The following is a 17747-nucleotide window of genomic DNA, read 5'->3' as shown; positions in this document are numbered from 1 at the left end:
TATAGCTATAGCCAAATAAGTTAAGACATAAAAACCAGAAGAGTGTTGCGGCGCTTCGCACCGCAACACTCTTCTGTGTTTTGTTTTTGTCCTAACATAACTGGCTACTGCTGTACCTGTAGCCCTAAACTCAAAAGAGGAGTGGCGGCGCTTCGCGCCGCCACTCCTCTTTTGAGTTTATTTTGCTATAGCTATTAGGCAAAATCAAATAGCATTGTGGTCATGTATCGTTCTGTCCATTCAGTGCCAAAGGACTTTTCGAGAACGCGCCTCGTTTTATCATTTTGTTGTTGTTTTTCGCAATAATAACGCTGCCCAGCCAGAACTTGCTCGATTTCAAGGGAAGTTGTTAATGGCTCTGTCGCTACCGCTAGCTGACAATGCAGGGTTAAATATTCCCTCACTCTTTGTAAGAAATCAGCCTCTTCACGATCGCCCATGGGACGCACAAACAAACAAAAATCTGAAAAAATATCGCCCCATTGGGGTAGTTCACGGGTCTGCTCGAATTGCAGCGCTGGCAAATCAGATAGCGCATTGTAGTAACTGCGAGGTAAAGCACGTTCGGGATGCACTGGGGATAAATCAACGATCGCTGCACTAATACTTCCACGACCACCTACTAAATCGGCTCCAAAAATAGGAATCCCATATTCAGGATTGGGAAACATCACACAGTGGAGAATATCTAGAACATTACCAACTCTTGCGAGTTCTAAATGCAATTTCCGAAACTGAGGAGTTTTATAGCAGTGATTTTCAATGACTAGACGTTCGCCTTCTAAAGCCCCCTCGACATAACCCAAATCTTCGGGCACTTGATAAGAGGACAAATCTAAGTTGTCTCTCCAGACAGCTTCAATGCAATCAGCTAAGTTATGAATTAAAGGATATTGTTGCTCTCGCAGCGACACTTGTGTAGCTTGAGTCATGCGATTTTATCTCAATGTATATGAATTTTAAAAAAGGATTTTTTAAAGTATTTATCGTTTGACCATGACTGATTTTTTGTGCAAAATTCGTGTAAGTAGCTAGGCATAATTAAAAACCAAAACCAGAGAGCATACCGCCCGCTGCGCGGGCGGTATGCTCTTCTAGGTTTTAAGTTTACTTATGCCTAGCTACTTAGAAATCATCAAAGGGTTTGAACGTGGTGCTTCACGATAATTATACCAAAGCTCAAAATGGCTACGCCATTTTGAGCTTTGGTCTTACAGGTAAGCCTGAATTCGTTGTAGGCGATTGTGAATCCTGTTCACTAGATCTATGCCCACGACTGGTTTACATAAATAGTCATCCGCCCCAACGCTAAAAGCGAGATTTTGGGTATTGGCATCATTCATCACGCTGAGAAATAGGACTGGTAAGCGCCGCCAGTCGAGATTACTCCTTAGAGCTTGACAGATTTCAATCCCGTTCATCTGTGGCATATTCACATCTAAGACTAAAACATCGGGCAAAACGGATTGCAATACCGTCCAAAAATCCTTAGGATCGGCTAAGGTTGTCACTTTAAATCCCCAAGGCTGGAGCAACTTCAGCAACGATCGCAGGCAGTCAATATCATCATCTACAATCATCACCTTTGTAACTATTTGCGAAACATCTTGTGCAAGTAACGAAAATGACAAATCAGAAATCGCTGCCACGGGTGCATTACAAATTGAGTCTATGCTTTGAATTGAACTCTCTAAGGAAATAGCTAAAGCTTCTAATATTTCTAATTGATTTTTTTTGAGTAATGTTTGACTTTTAAGAAGATTTTCTAACTGGCTAGCCAACTGCATGGCGATCGTCAATCCCAAGGTTCCCAACGTACCAGTCAATTTATGGGCAATTTGGTACGCTTGGGCCTGCGATTGCGGATCTAATTCGCCAGATTTTAATTTCTGCACCACTTGAAATATGCTCTTGACCTGTTCCAAACTCCTCGGTTTAGTATTAATCCACTGTTCGTTTAAAAACGCTAAATACATTTCCTGACGAGTCGAGTGATTACTAGAATCTTGAGAACCAAGCAATGGGGGAGCAATCAATGGGGGAGTCGGTAGATCTTTTTGGGCTAGAGGATCTGGCGCTTTCAAGTAATAGCCGCGTCCATGCACGGTCGCGATAAAATCCGAGGGTGCGCCTACGGATACTAATTTATGCCGTAACCGCCGAATATGCGATCGCACGGTTGCCTCTGAAGGAAATTCATCGGAAGACCAAAGGCGATCGAGAATTTCATCAGCGCTTAGCAAATGCTGGCTATCACGCAGTAATAGCTCCAACAACTCATATTCTTTATTAGTTAGGGTTAAGGGATGACCATTGTAAGAAACTTCACAGGTACTCGGATTTAACAATAAATCTCCCCAAACCAATAGAGGAAAGGAACTAGCATTACTCCGACGCAATAACGCCCGAATTCTTGCAATTAACTCAGGTAAATCAAAGGGCTTCACCACATAATCATCCGCCCCTGCATCTAATCCACTAACCTTAGCCATACTGGTATTTTGCACGGTCAGCAATAGAATTGGGGTAGTATATCCCTCTGCCCGCAATCGTTGACATAGATGAATACCATCTAGCTTAGGCAAAACTATATCTAAGAGAATCAAATCGTAATCAAAGGTAGAGCCATAGATCCATCCCATCTCGCCATCCTTGACCACATCCACAATGTAGTGATGTTCTGCCAAACTTTTAGTTAAAACAGCAATTAGTACTTCATCATCCTCAACGAGCAATATCTTCATAACTTTTTATCTATAGCTATCGCCAAGTGTATCAGGGCATATAGCTGTCGCCACTCACGTTATACCAATGCCAAAAATCAAACCCAATAGAGAGTTGCGGCGCTTCGCGCCGCAACTCTCTATTGGGTTTGATGTCCTGACTTAAGTGAATATAGCTATAATTCACTGAGGTCAGTTCGGGAAAATACGTAAACGTCTATTGGGTTCAGCGCCGTAGCTTTCCGATCGCAATTGGTAATGCTCGACTAGCTCGTGTTGCATCCGCCGAATAATTGACGAACGGGGCAGCAACTCCACGGGTTGACCTTTGGGAATCACAATCTGTTCGACGGCAAGACGGGTTTCTTCGAGGGCTTCGATTTCATCCTCAGAGTCACCATAGGCAAACATATTCAGGTCGCTAATGGTATCGGTGGGGCTTTCGTCAATATGTAAAATGCGTCTCAAAGCACGGGTAATTTGCGGCAGGGTACTGGTTTTGATCGCGTGAATGGGAATTTGCCTTGCTTCGGCAACTTGACGTACTTTCGAGCTAGTCCGAATCTGCGATCGCAAAGCAAGCACGATATCCGCTTCATCGAGATCTTTGGTAATTTCAATCGGCAAATTGATCGATTGCACTACCTGCTCGGTTTGATGGCGGCTAACGCCGTAGAGATAAACATTGAGAGTACCAAACCGCTCCCGCATCGTGTCGTAGGAGGCAAGATCGCCAAATTCTTCCTCTTCCTCCGCAATGGATTCATTTAGTTCGGCTACGTTATTGCGATCGATATTACGATCGATATGGCGATCGATCTTACTCGTCAGATCGGCAACCTCGGTACGCATTTGCACCTGTGGATCGAGGGGTAGGGGTTTGATTTTGCCCGTTGCCCGCCAACCCTTGACCGCAGGATTGCGCATCACTTCAGGATTTTTGGGCTTCTCCTCAGTGGTCGTAACTTCTCCCGCATCGCTGACTGCCCGAATTTGACGACCAGGATCGCGATCGCGCAGGAGCATATCGATCGTACCTGCCACATCGGTATGGACTGCCCAGCGGTAGCGTTCCCACATTTCTACGGCAATATCAAAGGTAGGCTGAGCCTTGCGTTCGAGGATGCTTTTTTGGGGCAATCCTCTGCGGCGCATTTCTTCGTCACCGAGGGTAACAGACTGAATGCCACCGATCAGATCGGAGAGGGTCGGATTTTTGATGAGGTTCGCCAATTGATTGCCGTGAGCTGTGCCAACCAGTTGCACTCCTCGTTCGGCGATCGTTCTGGCGGCAAGGGCTTCTAATTCTGTCCCAATTTCATCAATCACAATGACTTCAGGCATGTGATTTTCCACAGCCTCGATCATCACTTGGTGTTGCAGTTCGGGTTGAGAAACCTGCATTCTTCGCGCCCGACCGATCGCAGGGTGAGGAATATCCCCATCGCCTGCAATCTCATTGGAAGAATCGATAATCACGACCCGCTTATTGAGATCATCCGCAAGGACGCGGGCAATTTCGCGCAGAGCCGTAGTTTTGCCCATTCCAGGTTTACCCAAGAGCAAAATTGACTTACCTGTTTCTACCAAGTCGCGAATCATGGCGATCGTACCGTAGACGGCTCTGCCAACGCGACAGGTTAATCCGATGATCTCGCCTTTGCGGTTGCGAATGGCACTGATACGGTGTAAGGTGCGCTCGATTCCTGCACGATTATCGCCTCCAAATTCGCCAACTTGCTGGACACAGATTGCCAAATCCTCTTTAGTAATCGGATCATCAGTTAAGTATTTAGTCGAGTCAAAATAACGGGCTTCGGGCAACCTACCTAAGTCCATCACAATTTCGACAAGTTGTTCTAAACCACCACATAGTTCAAGGCTATTTTTGATGCGCGGCGGCAAAATATCGAGAAGTTGATCGAGATTATCTGTAACTTGCTTGCGGATTGATTCCATTAGGCTTTTATTTTTTTATGGTTATTTTTAACGATTAATTTTTGGTGACTATCCAAGCAATATGCTCTTCCAATCTTTTAAAGATGGGCGAGGCAGCGTTCATCTTTACCAATTTTTTTAATTTCGTTGTCGTACATGCTTATTAAGAATTTTTAAGATGGCATTTTAAGATGGCGTTTTAAGATGGCGTTTTGAGTTTTTAATTCAAGATTTGATTTGTGAAACCAGCTTGCGAGCAATCGCCACAGCTTGTCCGAGCAAATCGGGGCGATCTTCAAGGCGATCGGGGATAGGCTCCTCCAAACCTTCAAGAAAATCCATTACTATCTTGCGAGCATAGCTACCGTAGGCAACTCCAGCCACGGGAATGTCAGCTTGGCGTAGCTTCGGAACAGTACTCGCATTTGTACCGCCAGCCAATTGCACAAAACCAGTAGGTAACTGAAAATCCAAAACTTTCCGTCCTAATTGCAAGGCAGCTCGGGTGGTACCATCACCAATATCACCACTCATGGGTCTACCATCGGTTTGCCAGATCAGCGATCGCGGCTGGGGCTGCATCGCCCTTAGTAAAGACATGAGATATTCACGCAAATCATCACAGTCTGGGAAACTAACCGCCACCAGCTGGAGTTGAGGGATAATCGGACTTAATCGCCGCCAAAATGAGGCAAATTCTTGAGTGCGATGGGGTTGGGTATGAATTTCGATCGCATTAATGGACTGATTAAGTACTTCATCAAAGATATCTTCAGGGACGTAGACCTGTTCGCGAGTATGAATTATCTTCACTGGACATAGGGGCAGACAACGACCACACCCATAACAAAGATTTGGCATGATCCCATTGTAATCATTACTAAACTTGATTGCTGTGGTGGGGCATACTTTTTCGCAAGGTCTTGGGCAATCGCTCAGACAAAGCTGCGGGTCGAAGACCGCTTTCCGAAAATGGGGGTCTTCTCCATCATTGAAACTAACCATTATTAAAGGAGAGATCGCCTTTAAGTCCAAATCTAATGCTACCGCTACACCTTCTCGTGCAGCCCGAATCGTGGCAGGATCGGGAGCAATATCTATACAGTCAGCCCCAGCGAGGGTGTAGATCAGAGCTAAATTGCGAATTGCAGGTAAATCCTGATAACTAGCACCGCAGATAAGTTTAAACCACTGGTGCGAGCGAAGAATTTCAATTTCCATAATTTCAGAGTCATCTACTCATCGTAAATCAAAGCAATGTAGACCCTGAAAAACCTCATAGCTAGGGACTGACTCGATTGTAACCTCTGAATGGTTAGGACGCGATCGCCAATTCACTCAATTTGCAACACATTCCCAGACTAAAAGCTAAAAGAAATGCAGCAGCTACCAGTTAACCACCATAAGTAGACCCTGCATAATTATAGCTACTGCCAGTCTTATAATTAAGACAAAATAAAAACCCAAAATCATGTTTTCGCGCTCCGCGCGAAAACATGATTTTGGGTTTTTATGTCCTGATACAGTTGGCGGGAGCTATAAAACCTAAAGATAAAAAAGAGATAAAAAGAAACAAAAAACGTCGCGCTAAAGTTTTGGGGCTTTATATTTAATTATGCCAAGCTATTTACCCCCTTCCCACTGAAGAAATATAGAAATCCTAAATGGTTTGTGGAAGCGCAAAAAAGATGGGGCTTCCATAAAACCAAGAAATAGCGGTGTTTGGCTTTGCCCCATACCGCTATTTCTTGGCTAGGAAGGGAGTAGCAGCAATCAATTATAGTATCCATAGAAAAAAATCAATAGATAAAACTATTTCCATTTAGATATATCTTTGCAATAATCATAGACAATTAATTATGATTTTCTATAAGTCAATAGAGTTTATATGATAAATAACTGGCTGGACACGATCTGGCTGATTCCCTGCTACTCCTTGGTAGGTGCAATGCTATCGATCGTCTGGTTTCCTAGTATTACCCGCAAAACAGGGCCAAGACCAGCAGGCTACATCAATATCCTGATGACCTTTGTCTCCCTGATTCATGCGATCGCTGCATTGACCGTAGCTTGGGGACAGCCAGAATACTCGTTGTCCTTTCCTTGGTTAACTGTAGGGGGATTGCACTTCAACCTTGATTTAGAGATTTCGGCAATTAACGTTGGCGCGATCGTCTTAATCACGGGAATCAGCCTTCTCGCAGAAATTTATGCCGTAGGCTATATGGAAATGGATTGGGGCTGGGGCAGATTCTTTGCCTTGCTAGCTCTTTTTGAAGCTGGCATGTGTTCCTTAGTTCTATGCGACTCCCTCTTTTTTAGTTACGTTATTCTTGAAGTTCTCACCTTAGGTACTTATCTGCTTGTAGGGATTTGGTATAACCAGTCCCTTGTCGTCACAGGTGCAAGGGATGCCTTTTTAACCAAACGGGTAGGCGACCTAATTCTATTAATGGGCGTAGTGGGCTTACTGCCCCTAACTGGCACTTGGAACTTTAGCGAACTCACCCAATGGGCTAGCAAGGCAAACGTCGATCCTCTCGCGATTACCCTAGTAACCCTAGCCCTCATGGTCGGTCCTATGGGCAAATGCGCTCAATTTCCATTGCATCTCTGGCTAGATGAGGCGATGGAAGGCCCCCTCCCTAGCACGGTTTTACGCAATTCAGTGATCGTCGCGACAGGAGCATGGGTATTAGTAAAGCTCTACCCTCTCTTGGCTCTATCCCCTCTTACGCAACAGGTAGTTATCGCCGTTGGTGCGGCGACAGCCTTAGGAACGGTATTAATCTCGATCGCGCAAATTGATGTGAAGCGCTCGCTCTCCTACTTGACCAGCGCTTTTATGGGACTAATCTTTATTGCCGTTGGAACGGGCGAAATCCACAGCGCCTATCTCTTAATGTTGTCCCATGCTTTAGCGATCGCGTTATTACTAATGTCAGTAGGCAGCATTATTTCCAACAACGTCACCCAAGATCTGACGCAGATGGGCGGATTATGGCAACGCCGCCCGATTTCAGGATTGTGCTTTTTAGTTGGCGCGATCGGCTTGATCGGATGTCCTCCCCTTGGTGGATTCTGGGCAATGCTCGATCTGATTTCCCACCTATGGCAGAGCTACCCTGCTTTAGCGGAACTAATATTGCTAATTAATGGCTTGATGGCTTTGAGCTTAATACGGGTATTCGGACTAATTTGGGGCGGGAAACCCAAACAGATGACCGAAAGATCCGTTGAACCTCTCTGGCTAATCGTCCTACCGATGACATTAATGGCAGGTTTTGTACTCCATACCCCTCAGGTTCTTAGTTCTTTGGCAATCATTACCGACTGGTCAATCGTTACTAGTCCCGATGCACTTCTGTTATTAGGAGCAAATATGGCAGGGCTGACCACAGGAGCCTATCTCTATCTCAATAATGGGATTGCCAAGCCAATTCAACTGGGATGGAAGGGTTTGCAAAACTTCTTAGCCAACGATTTCTATACTCCCAAACTCTATAAAGTCACGATTGTGGGATTAGTCGATGGCATATCTCAGAAAATGTACTGGTTCGATCGCTTCTTTGTCGATGGTGTCGGTAATTTCTTTGGTTTGGCAACCCTATTTAGCGGTCAGAATCTTCGCTACAGCACCTTTGGGCAATTACAACTCTATACCCTGACAATCGTAGTCGGCATTGGAGTTCTACTTTTATTACTATTCAATCGCACTCTCTAAAACTAGATCTCTATTTAGGAATCAAACTATGCTCAGTGCTTTAATCTGGTTGCCAGTCATCGGGGCTTTAGCGATCGCTTTCCTACCGCAAAATCAAGTCAAAAAGGGCTCCGCGATCGTCGCCACCGCCATTCTCATTCTTGATTTTCTTCTACTTTATAAATTTGATATCAAGATTTCTAACTTCCAATTTTCTGAAAATTTACCTTGGCTCGAAAATCTCGGATTAAACTACAGTCTTGGCATTGACGGACTATCGCTTCCCCTAGTAGTTCTAAATGGATTGCTCACTTGGTTGATCGTTTGTTTTTGCGATCGGGAAATCAAAGAAAGGAATACCCTCTTCCATGTCTTAATGCTCTTAATTCATGCGGGAGTAAGCGGCGCAATCCTCTCCACCAACACCCTGCTATTCGTTCTCTTCTATGAAATTGAATTAATACCGCTTTATCTAGTTATTGCGGTTTGGGGCGGCGCACAGCGCAGCTATGCCGCAATGAAGTTCCTAATTTTCACTGCTATTTCAGGAATTCTGGTTTTAGTAGGATTTTTAGCTCTGGGTTGGCTCTCCGCCAATCCTACTCCGATTTTCGACTACGCGACCTTACAGAATCTCAGCTTACCCATTGAAGTTCAAGTTACCCTCCTCGTTGTGTTACTACTGGGCTTTACGATCAAAGCGCCCTTTGTCCCCTTCCATACATGGCTACCCGATGCCTATGTCGAATCGACAACACCAACCGTCATGATGCTGGGTGGTATCGTTGCCAAGCTAGGAACCTATGGTTTGTTTCGTTTCTGCGTCGGACTATTTCCTGAAGCTTGGGCTTTGCTCTCACCTTGGATCGCGCTATGGGCTGGGTTAGGTATTCTCTATGGAGCCATGACCGCGATCGCCCAAAAGGATATCAAGAGAATGGTTGCCTACAGTTCCATCGGTCACATGAGCTATATTCTTTTGGCAGCAGCATCAGCTACTCCTCTAAGTATGGTTGGCGGCATCATTCAAATGGTCAGTCATGGTCTAGTGCTAGCACTACTATTCTATCTCGTCGGTGTAATCGAAGAAAAAGTCGGTACAAGGGATTTAGATGTTTTAAATGGATTGTTAAACCCCTTAAGAGGCTTGCCTTCAACTAGCGCCTTGTTAATCCTTGGAGGTATGGCAAGCGCGGGTATTCCTGGACTAATAGGATTCATTTCTGAATTCCTGATTTTTCAGGGGAGCTTTAGTAAATTCCCTATTCCCACGCTCTTTTCGATCATCGGTACTGGACTTACCGCCGTATATTTCGTAATTCTGCTCAACCGCACCTGTTTCGGCAAGTTAGACAATCATACGGCTTACTATCCCAAGGTTAGTGGGTTAGAACAGTTGCCAGCCCTAATTTTAACCGCCTTAATTGTCATTCTGGGAGTTCAACCATCGTGGTTAGTACGCTGGAGCGAAGTAAGTGCCGTTCAAATCATCGCCAGAGTTCCCGAAACAGCGATTGTCGCTAGTGCAAATCTCAAGTCATCCCTCTACGAGCAAATATTTTTAGCTTTTCGGAAAGACTAAAGCACAAAAAGAACTTGGAAGTTTTTTGATTCTTAAGTATCTAGGTGCAATTAAATATAAAACCCCAAAAGCTATAGCGCAAGCTGCGCTTTGCACTACAGCTTTTGACTCTGGCTTTTAATTATGCCCAGCCACTTAAATACTTAATTTAAATGCTTAATTTAAATGCTTAATATTAAGAAAAAATAGGGAAAAATTATGACCAGCACCTTACTCGAACCCACTACGAAACTACCGCCTTCCACCCATCCGCTCGCCGATATCATCCATCGCCTAGAAGCAGGTGGCTCCATGCTTCCCGATACACCCGAAAATCTCATGCAGATTATCGGACTTTACAAAGCCTATGCCGTACCAATGGATTTCTATTGGCGGGACTTGCTGTACATAGCCGAGCAAGTGTTTTTAGACCCCCTTCCTGCCTTCAAATACTTCCCAACCCAAGAATATCTCGATCTGCCCAATCACTATGCAGGCGACAATGCCGATCTCAAATTCTGGCGCGGTGAAGCCACAGCCCATCCCGAACTACTAGAATTTATGAGTAGGGGCGAACTAAAGGCAAAAATTCCGAAGCTATTTCACCATCTCTACCACGATCGCATCAATATGGAGTTTGCTGAAGAATGTATGCGGGCAATGCTCTGGCATCGCGGTATGGGCGGAGAGTTAGAACCCTATATGGATTCAGCGGAATATCGCCAGAATGCCGATCGCGCAATTAAAGCCTTCTTTAAAAATAATCCCGTCATGCTGGGACTATACAAGCTTTTTCCTGAGATGTTCATGGAACAATGCCGTCAATCCACCATGACATCAGTCCTTGGGCTATTTTGGGAAATTATGGCTCCTGTGTTTTTCGAGATGTCTGATATCTACGATGAAGGTGGATTTAAGGGCGTTCCCGATGCGATGGATTTCTTGGTAAATGGTATTTTTGCGATCGCAGGTCGCCCCATCTATCACCGTGTAAATATCGGTGGTGAATGGTTAGATATCGTTCCCAAATCTAAGGGTTTTACTTGGCTCTATGAAGCGGCTTTCCCCTATGTCGAAGCGGTGTTTTATCGCACTGCACCTTTCCGAGGAACTAAATCCTACAATGCCCAAGCCCATGAAATCCCTACCGACCAACAGGACTTCCACTTTGGTATTTTGTATGCAGATAAATTTCCCGTAGGTTCCGCAGGTATTCCCCCCACGCTACTACACCAAGATATGTACCACTTTCTCCCCCAATATCTAGTGGACTATTACAAACAATATTGTCGGGGCGAAGACGATATGTTGATTCAATTGGCGGTGAGTTTTCAGCGATCGATGTACAATGTCACATCCGCAGTAATTCAGGCTGGTCGGGCTGCCTTGCTCTATCCTCTAGACGATCCTAACCCCAAACACCTCTTAGCCAATCGCCAGTATTTTGAAGGACAAATAAATCGTTTTTGCAATCCTAAATATGGAATGGATAAAGCCGCCAGAATAAACGCGATCCAAAGTCAGGATTATCGATAGTTGTTAGCTTTTTGGTCAATCCTAAAGAGTTCAGGGAGTGTCGCTAAGCGCGCGGCACTTCATCCCCATTAAAGCAACATCCATCACCGCTTCAAGTCCATCACTGCCACAAGACAACCATGACTACAATTGTTGATATTGCCGTTAGTAATGAAGGATTTTCGACCCTTGTCACCGCCGTATCAGTGGCGAACTTAGTCGAAGCTCTACAAAGCCCAGGACCTTTTACGGTTTTCGCTCCCAATGATGCGGCCTTTGCCAAGCTTCCCGATGGTACGATCAAAACTCTAGTCCAGAATATTCCTCAACTCTCTCGCATTCTGACCTACCATGTCGTGTCAGGCAGATATAAAAGAGAAGATTTAATTGGCATTAAGTCTCTCATTTCGTTGGAGGGTTCTCAAATCGATCTAGATATTTCCCATGAGAGCTTTGAGGCAAATAATGCGACAGTCATTGCCGCAGACATCGAAGCAGACAATGGAATTATCCACGTAATCGATACCGTCATGCTGATGCGTCCCCATTGGGTATATCCAATTATGGAGTCTGGTAAAGCAGGCATAGTTTAGTAGTTCATTTACAGCGCTTTGCGCTCAAACCCAAACCAAGGGAATTTTTGAAAGGGTTGCAAAGCAACGCTTTCAAAAATTCCCTTGTTGTTCGTTTGATAGATAATTGCTTATGAGCCTGTGCTGCCCATTGTGTGGGCAGTACAGGCTTTGATTTTTTCTTTAGCTATACTGAAAACTATTTAGGATTTGCGAGAGGCTTCGACTTCGCTCAGACCACCTTTCTCAGTAGCTGAGCGAAGTCGAAGTCCTATTTTTCCCATAAATGATTTAGGATTGCTATATATAGCTACCGCTAGTCTTGTTAGGGCAAAATTAAAACCCAAGATCGTGTTGTCGCGCTCCGCGCGACAACACGATCTTGGGTTTTATGTCCTGATACAGTTGGCAGTAGCTATACCTCTATCTTCTTTAACTATCGATTGCTATACTTTGTTTCAGCAATCAGCATTAGATACTTGTTTATAGTGTTTTTAGGCTGGCATAAATAAAAAAGGTGGCACCCTATGGCGCTCAAAATCGGTAGGCTTGAGGTTGGATTTAGGCTATTTGTCTCTCTAATTGCGATCGCGATCGCCTATGGATATCTAGGTAGCTACCTAAGAATTTTGTTGCAAGACTACCAATATTGGACGGCTGGCGCTTTATTCTTGTTAGCAGTCGTTGGTGTCTTTGCCTTACCTAGAAGTTTAGGAGGATTGCTCGCCGCCCTTGCCGCCATCGTTACTATATTTATTAAATCCAATCCTACTGACGCTCTAATTGGTGCAGGTATCTGTCTCTTACTCTATTGGTTTGGCTTTCGGGATGTTCGCTACGATCCCAAACTAGACAAAAAATTTAGCATTGACGATCTAATTGCCACGGCATTAACCATAGCCCTCGCGATCGCGATCGCTGTTTCCATCCTCCAGTTTTCGACCAGTTGGTTAAGCAGCTTGGCAATCGGCGCGATCGCCGCCGCCATAACTCTAATTGGTCAACAAATTAAAGATCTCGAACTATCGCCCAAAATCAGCTTGACGGTATTAGGAGCCTTTGCAGGTAGTAGTTTAGCGATCGGCTTTGCTATCAAAGCTGTTTCCTATCTGTCCAAACAAACGGGTGTTAGCTAAGCACCTCATCATAATTACAGCGCTTTGCGCTCAAACCCAAACCAAGAAAAATTTTGAAAGCGTTGCAAAGCAACGCTTTCAAAATTTTTCTTGTAGTTCGTTTGATCGGTAATTGCTGTAAAACCCAGATCTACCAGATCTAAAAGCTACAGCACACGCTCCGTTCGAGCATCACCACACGATCCATGACCAGTTCGCTCAGTAAAAAACGTAGCTCTTCGTAAGCTTGGCGATCGCTCATCCTATGGACTGTTGGAACCGCCGCGCCAACAAGGGTAAAAACCTTTCGATAGGCTTCTAACTTTGGCTTATGAATACACCAATAGTCCAAGAGATCTGAGAACTTGCAGGGACTTTTTCTCATAAACCGTAGGCACAAAATTACGGTAAGAGCATCCAAATGCGATCGATGCAATTTTTGAACATTGGGATCGGGCTGCATTTGCGCGATCGCTCGATCTAGGGTCTGAAAAAAACTATCCGTTCGGACAACGGGATGTAAATAGATCATTGCCGATTTCCACATCCCTTCCGTCCATTTCTGAATCTCGATATATTCGGGCGATCGCCCCGAATGCCCGCACCAGAGATCCAACAAGCGGTTTGCAGGATGTAGTAGCTCGTAAGCATGAAGTTTTTTTTCAGGGGTCGCATTATGCCAAAAATCTACGATGGAATCGGGCATTCCATTCGGAAATAAATAGGGTAAATGCCATCCCGCAGGCTCCGTCATCCCGATAAATTCCAAATTTGCCAAACGCAGCATCTGAAAGAAGTCGGGAATGGTATATCCCTTGTCTTCAATCAACATATAGTTCATCAACACAAAGTCCATGGATTTATCGGAAGGAAGCCAAGTGCTAACTTTGAGTAAGTTGTCATCAGCCAAGGCTTCCATAATCCCCGAAATCATTTGGTATTCTCTGTTCGTTGGGTTGCTATTGAGAAATCCTATTAGGCGGGAAAAGGCTTGAGCGCGAAAGAAATCGATCCTTTGGTAAAGGCTATGTACGTTAATTCGCAATATTCCTGTCGGCGCAAGTACGGTTTGCATCTGCCGTAAACTTTCTACTATATCGGTCTGAAGATATAGAGTCTCTTCGCAATTAATATAATCAAATTCAATGTTTTGCTCTGTCTTAAACTGGGGAAGTTGGGCGATCGCTAATTTATGAAATTCAACATGGGGGAAGCCATGATAGGTCAAGCGCTCGCCTGCCAGATGCAAAGAAGTTTCGGAAAGATCGATCCCCACAATTCTTGCCTTAGGATTAGCGATCGCTAAGGCTAGGGTAGTCACACCCGAGCCACAACCCGCATCTAAAATAGTCACATCTTGGCGATCGTCCACACGTTGAGTTTTGGCATACCAAGCTGATGCATAGGAATGTAAAATCACCCCGCGATCGCCATCTCCACCCATATCAGTGGCAGGTAAATTGGGATAGGGGGTTAAATCATACTGATTGCGGACTTTTTCGATAGGATCGACTGTCATTTTACAAAATGCATCTAAATTCAAATGTATAGCTGTCAATATTCTTACATTATTACTAGTGATTGCAGTAGAAAGAATTGGCGAATATCTGAGACTAAATAGCAGAGAGAATATTAAATTAACAAGAAAAAGAATTTATCTTTAATGACCATTTTAATGCTACGAACTTGAAGATAAGAAATGAATGGATCGAAAATAATTTTACCTGTATCTATATATAGATACAGGTAAGACGAAGAAACCACCTTGACTATCACACTCCCCATGAAGTATTCTTTGGGGCATCTGAAGTTACGCCCATAAAAAGAAATAGTGTTTTGTAGTCAATCTTAGTAAGGACTTCTTACCGAACAAACAAGAAATTTATATTTAACGGTAAAAGAGATTGAAAAAAATCAGTATAGTCACCCCTTGTTATAACGAAGAGAAGAACGTTCAAGATGCTTATTTCCGAGTCAAACAAGTTTTTTCGCGCCTAGAAAAATACAGTTACGAACATCTCTTTATAGATAATGATTCTAACGATCTAACTGTCATAATCTTAAAAGAAATAGCAAAGAAAGATAAGAATGTAAAGCTCATAATTAACCATAGAAATTTCGGAGTCGTTCGTTCTATGTATTACGCACTCCTTCAAACCACTGGAGATGCCGTAGTTTTTCTTGCGGCAGATTTGCAAGAACCTCCAGAACTAATTCCTGAATTTATTCAAAAATGGGAGGAAGGCTACCAAGTCGTTAAAGGCATCAAAACTTCTAGCAAAGAAATATTTCTCATGTACTTCCTAAGAAGTGTTTATTATTATTTAGTACGAGCCATATCTGACATTAAAATCACTAGTCATTTTACAGGATTTGGACTATACGACAAACAAGTTATAGAAATCTTGAGAGAAATAAACGATCCCTATCCCTATTTTCGAGGATTAATAGAAGAATTAGGATTTTCCAGCTTCAACATAGAATACCAACAACAACAACGTAAAAAAGGGAAAAGTAGTTATAATCTTTATCGCTATTTCGATGAAGCAATGCTCGGCATCACTAGCCATTCACGTATACCCCTAAGAATAGCAACAATAATAGGACTTATTATGTCCTTTTTTAGTTTAATAGTAGCTATTGGCTATCTAATAGCCAAACTCATGTTTTGGCAATCATTCCCCTTAGGAAATGCACCCGTTGTAGTTGGTTTATTTTTATTATCTTCAATTCAACTTTTCTTCATTGGTATTATCGGCGAATATATTGGATTGATACATTTAAGAATGCTCAAGCGTCCTTTAGTCTTAGAAAGGGAGCGGATTAATTTTGACAATACTTCCAAATCAGAGAACGATAATTGCAACTAAATATTTTTCAAAATAAATGGTAGGAATAAAGGGTAGAAATTATGCAATGTCCATTATGTGAGAGTAGACAATTTAAAAAATACGGCAAAATACCTAATGGTAATTTTAAATATCGTTGTGAAATCTGTAATAATATTTTTACCGATCCAGAAAAGGATTCTTTAACTTCACTAGACATTAATCTTTTAAGATCGGCAGACAAACGACTAATTAAGCGTAAATTAATTAAGTTTCAGTATATATTTTCTAAATTAATCTTTGGTTCTCAAAGCAGAATTAATAATAGATATCCAATGAATCAATTAGGCAAAATAATAGAAGAAAGATTTACTAAAAATGATGACGACCATCAATCTCCTTCAGTAAAGCATCCCATATTTTCGGGGATTGATCATCAGTTTCTATATGGTTTCTGTTTGATTAGTTTATGTACTGCGATCGCCTTTGGCTTGTCGTATTCCATAAGCAATAATTTTGAAGAAAGATATTTCTCCATGTTTTATGCTCAAGCCTCAGCATTTTTGCAAGGCAGAATTGACTTAGGCGTTGATTGGACGCATGATTTAATTCTTTTTGAGGGTAAGGAATACCTAGGAATAGCACCATTAAATGGATTTCTGATGGTACCCTTTGTATTCTTTTTTAAAGAAAAATTTACAGAAACTTGGTTTTCTAATATTCTTTATACCATACTCATTATCGTGCAGTTTATCTTTGTAGAGAGATTTTCTGCCCATAGAAATAAGTGGCAACGCGGTCTATTATTTATCTTTTTAGCACTAGGGACTATGATTCTTCCCTGTGCGGTTATTTCAACATCTTGGTTTAATGCCGTACTTAGTAGTTGTATTTTTCATTCGTTAGCATGGCTAACTTTATTCTATGCAAAAAATCTCCGACAAGATTTTATAGGAATCACTTTTTTAGCGATCGCTGCAACTGGGCGATACCATTTAGCAATAATATTCCCGATTTTTATAGCTAAGGCTTGGCTCAGTCGTTATCGAGGAAATTTCAAGGCTTTGATCGCTCTATGTATTCCCGTTGCAATGTACGTCATATTTGTTTTGTGGTGGAACTGGGTACGCTTTGGCTATCCTTTTTCGGTAGGGTATGACCGTATTACGGGTGCAGCTTTTTTTGCCGCCAATATTGAAAAGTATGGGATGCATAACCTAGTCTATGTCTTGCCTAATATTTATCATGGAATTATTGGATTTCCAAAACTAATCGTACAATTTCCTTTTTTTCAGATTGACGATCTAGGAAATGGAACCTTAGCAGTTAGTCCTTTATTTATTTACATTTTTTCAACCAAAAACCTGAGAAGTTCTTCACAGAATTTAGCTTGGTTATGTATGGCGATAATTGCCGTCCCAGTACTTAGTTATGTTTCGACGGGATGGCGGCAGTTTGGCTACCGCTATTTCTTAGATTTTCTGCCCTATGCTTCTTTCCTACTACTTAAAACCAAATTCAATGTTATTCGTCCCGTTCCATTATTTTGTATTGCCATTTCTATATGGTTTAACATTATCGGGCCAATTATATTTTTAAAACCAGAAAAATTTGGCATGTGATCTCATGGTTTTAAGTTTGCTTATACGCTCGGCATAGTTAAAACCTAGCTATAGCTATAGTCACTTGAATTAGGACAAATCAAAACCCAAGAATTAATTGGCGGCGCGAAGCGCCGCCAATTAATTCTTGGGTTTTATGTCCTAGTACACTTGGCGACAGCTATACTTAC

General features: G+C 42.8%; 12 protein-coding genes. 7 read left to right on the top strand and 5 right to left on the bottom strand.

The features are described from left to right. Positions 1–194: 194 nt before the first annotated feature. The 4 genes from AC805_RS06620 to AC805_RS06605 form a co-directional block, all read right to left on the bottom strand. Positions 195–932: a phycocyanobilin:ferredoxin oxidoreductase gene (locus tag AC805_RS06620; RefSeq protein ID WP_055074685.1), complete on the bottom strand. Its 738-nt coding sequence runs from the start codon at positions 930–932 to the stop codon at positions 195–197. A gap of 279 nt (positions 933–1211) precedes the next feature. After that, a complete protein-coding gene (locus tag AC805_RS06615; protein ID WP_055074684.1) occupies positions 1212–2744 on the bottom strand; it encodes a response regulator in 1533 nt (510 codons plus the stop codon). A gap of 171 nt (positions 2745–2915) precedes the next feature. Then, positions 2916–4682, bottom strand: a complete 1767-nt coding sequence (locus tag AC805_RS06610; protein ID WP_055074683.1) for a R3H domain-containing nucleic acid-binding protein — start codon at positions 4680–4682, stop codon at positions 2916–2918. A gap of 204 nt (positions 4683–4886) precedes the next feature. Continuing rightward, positions 4887–5882: an LdpA C-terminal domain-containing domain gene (locus AC805_RS06605; protein WP_055074682.1), complete on the bottom strand. Its 996-nt coding sequence runs from the start codon at positions 5880–5882 to the stop codon at positions 4887–4889. Between the two features lie 667 nt (positions 5883–6549). Here AC805_RS06605 and AC805_RS06600 point away from each other — a divergent pair. From AC805_RS06600 to AC805_RS06580, 5 genes are all read left to right on the top strand, one after another. Continuing rightward, positions 6550–8385, top strand: a complete 1836-nt coding sequence (locus AC805_RS06600) for an NAD(P)H-quinone oxidoreductase subunit F (RefSeq protein WP_055074681.1) — start codon at positions 6550–6552, stop codon at positions 8383–8385. Positions 8386–8413: 28 nt separating this feature from the next. Then, entirely contained in the window at positions 8414–9946 is a 1533-nt protein-coding gene (locus AC805_RS06595; protein ID WP_055074680.1) for an NADH-quinone oxidoreductase subunit M, read from the top strand. A gap of 198 nt (positions 9947–10144) precedes the next feature. Continuing rightward, positions 10145–11461, top strand: coding sequence for a CO2 hydration protein (locus AC805_RS06590; protein WP_055074679.1), 1317 nt, complete (start codon positions 10145–10147; stop codon positions 11459–11461). A 119-nt stretch (positions 11462–11580) separates the two neighbouring features. Then, positions 11581–12033, top strand: coding sequence for a fasciclin domain-containing protein (locus tag AC805_RS06585; protein ID WP_055074678.1), 453 nt, complete (start codon positions 11581–11583; stop codon positions 12031–12033). Between the two features lie 506 nt (positions 12034–12539). Further along, entirely contained in the window at positions 12540–13148 is a 609-nt protein-coding gene (locus AC805_RS06580; protein WP_055074677.1) for a hypothetical protein, read from the top strand. Between the two features lie 139 nt (positions 13149–13287). On the opposite strand, the gene AC805_RS06575 is transcribed toward AC805_RS06580, so the two are convergent. Then, positions 13288–14646 carry a class I SAM-dependent methyltransferase gene (locus tag AC805_RS06575; protein WP_055074676.1) on the bottom strand — a complete coding sequence of 453 codons (1359 nt, stop codon included), beginning with the start codon at positions 14644–14646 and terminating at the stop codon, positions 13288–13290. Positions 14647–15031: 385 nt separating this feature from the next. On the opposite strand from AC805_RS06575, the gene AC805_RS06570 reads away from it, so the two are divergent. Together AC805_RS06570 and AC805_RS06565 are read left to right on the top strand one after the other, a co-directional pair. Continuing rightward, positions 15032–15997, top strand: a complete 966-nt coding sequence (locus AC805_RS06570; RefSeq protein WP_055074675.1) for a glycosyltransferase family 2 protein — start codon at positions 15032–15034, stop codon at positions 15995–15997. A gap of 41 nt (positions 15998–16038) precedes the next feature. Next, positions 16039–17577 carry a hypothetical protein gene (locus AC805_RS06565; RefSeq protein WP_055074674.1) on the top strand — a complete coding sequence of 513 codons (1539 nt, stop codon included), beginning with the start codon at positions 16039–16041 and terminating at the stop codon, positions 17575–17577. The last annotated feature ends 170 nt before the right edge of the window (positions 17578–17747 follow it).

It is taken from the genome of Pseudanabaena sp. 'Roaring Creek' (assembly GCF_001402795.1).
In the GTDB taxonomy this organism is placed as follows: Bacteria; Cyanobacteriota; Cyanobacteriia; order Pseudanabaenales; family Pseudanabaenaceae; genus Pseudanabaena.
This window is presented reverse-complemented; position numbering and strand designations above follow the sequence as displayed.